The organism is Hadarchaeum sp. (SeqCode) (assembly GCF_049969415.1).
Lineage (GTDB): Archaea > Hadarchaeota > Hadarchaeia > Hadarchaeales > Hadarchaeaceae > Hadarchaeum.
This window is the reverse complement of record NZ_JBMFOX010000081.1, coordinates 1-2,517: the sequence shown is the minus strand read 5'-3', so window position 1 is coordinate 2,517 and position 2,517 is coordinate 1. Positions and strand designations below refer to the sequence as shown.

2 protein-coding genes are annotated in these 2,517 nt (G+C 50.0%); both read right to left on the bottom strand.

Annotated features, from left to right (window positions below):
* Positions 1 to 161: 161 nt before the first annotated feature.
* Complete coding sequence (locus ACP5PX_RS07805) at positions 162 to 2,039, bottom strand: DUF262 domain-containing protein (protein WP_428085394.1); 1,878 nt, start codon at positions 2,037 to 2,039, stop codon at positions 162 to 164.
* Between the two features lie 56 nt (positions 2,040 to 2,095).
* Positions 2,096 to 2,428 (bottom strand): ATPase, encoded by a 333-nt coding sequence (locus ACP5PX_RS07800; protein ID WP_428085393.1) that lies wholly within the window; start codon positions 2,426 to 2,428, stop codon positions 2,096 to 2,098.
* Positions 2,429 to 2,517 lie beyond the last annotated feature (89 nt).

The following is a 2,517-nucleotide window of genomic DNA, read 5'->3' as shown; positions in this document are numbered from 1 at the left end:
CGTCCTCAACCTGGCTCCCCACCACGAGACCGCGGTGCGCCTCCTGGGGGCCGGGCGATATTACCTGCTGGAGTGAGGGGGGTGCGGAATGTGGGCCTTGAATGTTGGATTACGGTTTTTCTCCATACTTACTAGCTTGCCAAGGCGTTTGTTCCATGACCCTAAGAAGGTAACATCAATATATCGGCTAGTTTTTCTGCAAGTTTTCTGGCTCGTTCAATAATTTGGTCCCGACCCCATTGTTCCCATTGCGCTATCTCTTTCGTCATGGTTATCTCCGATTGCCGATATATCTTTACTTTTTCTTCAAAGGATTTTGAGCCAGCGCTCTTATTGAGCTTTGGCTCAATAAGTGTGAGGTTGCCTAGATGCCAGATATAGTCCTCCAAGTCGTCAGTGTAGCGAGTTTTCCACCCCTTTTGTGGAATTATATGCTCTAGCGAGGCTGTATTCAGAGCCTCGGCTTTGGTATCTTTTTCCGCTATCAAGGTTAAAATGACCTTTGCTGTACTTTTTTTGAGTCGAATGGGCTTGTCTACTGCTTGTAGTAATTCTTGTTTGGTAATCTTGAAGTTTTCCCTCAACTTTTTTATCACCTCCTGGGCACTTTTTTCTGCCTCCTGTATTTGTGCGGCTAAAGCGAATACCTCACTTTCGAACTGGGACGGATCCTTTTTCGCGAGAATCAGATAGCTTATGTAAAGCCGTAAAAGTTCCCACGTTAGATCTCTAAAATGGGCGGTGTTTGGTTTAAATTTCCTCGCGGCTGAGAGTAGGATGGGGAGGGCTATCCCCCTTTTCTCTCCCATATCAATGAAGCGCTTTAAGTTGAGGAAGGCTTCACCAAAGGATTCTTTGGAAGGGTTATTGATTTCTATATAAAGCTCAAAATCGGGTAGGAGCTGACTCCTTGTGAATTCCAAAGCCCCCAGAGTGGTGGCTACCTCCTTTACTTCCTTCACGAGGGGCTTGCGTTTTATATCCCCTTTTCGCGATATGCGTTGGTGTCGCAGGAAATCTTCCGTTTTTAATCTATTGTCTTCCAGGGAACGAGTTATTCTCTCCCATTCACGTACTATCTCTTGACGTTGCTCTTCATCCTTAGCTAGCTGTAGCAGGTGAAGACGAATGAGATCCTCAGAGGATAAGCGTAGCCCTCTATCGTTCAAGGTTTCAAACACTCTGTAAGCGTCGACTTCGTTTTCTGCGTTTATTTCTATAAAAATTAAGCCTCGTGTCAAAAATTCGCTCAGGTTCCGAAGTTCGTGTCTCAGGTACTCAAATTTTTTATATGAGTCTTTTTCTTCTTGTCCTAGTTGATTCAAAATGCTTTGTGTCCGGCTCAAGAGAGTGCTTAGAGCGCTTTGCATAAGTCGGTGGGATTCCCTACGGGGTTGCGGAAACTGAAACTCGTTCGGTGCCCCAGGTCCATTTGATTCGTCAGCCTCAAGTATCATCTTCTGTAAATTACTTAAAAGCTCACGATAAAAACCGTCATCTTCTGCGTTTAACTTTAGGGCAGGTTTGAGCGAACCTTCACTTTGATCCAAAGTAAGATAATCTCGCCAAAGATCGCGCGCTAGAAACAAGAGTTCTCGGCTTTCTTTATTCAGTTTTCCGCTTTCTTTATCCGGATGATGTTTGGCGGCTAGCCCCATTGCCTCTTTTGCTGCCTCTATTGCTGCCTTTATTGCTTTGATGGCTAAAGCAATCAGAGCCAGGCTGATGGTGGTTAGTCTTTGTTGTCCGTCTAGAATTATAGTTTTATTTTGCTCTGGTTTTAGCATTATCGGCCCCAAAAAGTAGGTTGGCCGTGGTCCCGTCCCGGCAAGGGCGTTGCGGTATTCTGTATAGAAACTAAAAATATCATCGCAGAAGGCCGAAATCTGTTCTTCTTCCCAGCGATAAGGCCGTTGAAAAGTGGGAACCTCAAGTAGGCGAGAGGTTTTATCCGGCATATGAGTTCCAATGCGACCCAGCAACTCGTGAGGTGTAACAGTTCTGGCCTGAAAGATATCCAACGATGCCTTATTGCTCATTGTGCCCCACCCCTTTCAGGATAAAATTTGGCGCACTACTAGAAGGCTCTGCTAAGCTATTTAGGAACATATCCACTGCCCAACAGATGAGGGTGTTCTCCGTGATCCTTATCCCCCTTCCCTTTCCGCTCCCGGTTCAGCCTCCGGGCCAGGGCGGTGAGGGCGTCCAGCTGGTCGGGGCGGAGGCGGCACTCCTTGCGCACGTAGGTGAGGTAGGGCGGGAAGGGGCGCTCCCCTCGCCCCTCCGGCGAGGCCTGGGCGGGAGGGGCCTCCCCGGGCTTCTCCTCGCGGGGGGTGGAGGCCTCCTCCAGGGCCCCCACCTCGGGAGGGGCCTCCCTCAGGGCCCCCGCCTCCTCCCGCACGAGCTCCGCCAGGCGCCGCCGCTTCACGCCTCCCTCCTCTCCGGGAGCAGGGAGAGCTCCCTCAAAAGCTCCTCCGCCACCCGGCGGTAGTCCGCCTCCGCCTCCCGGGCGTTCGG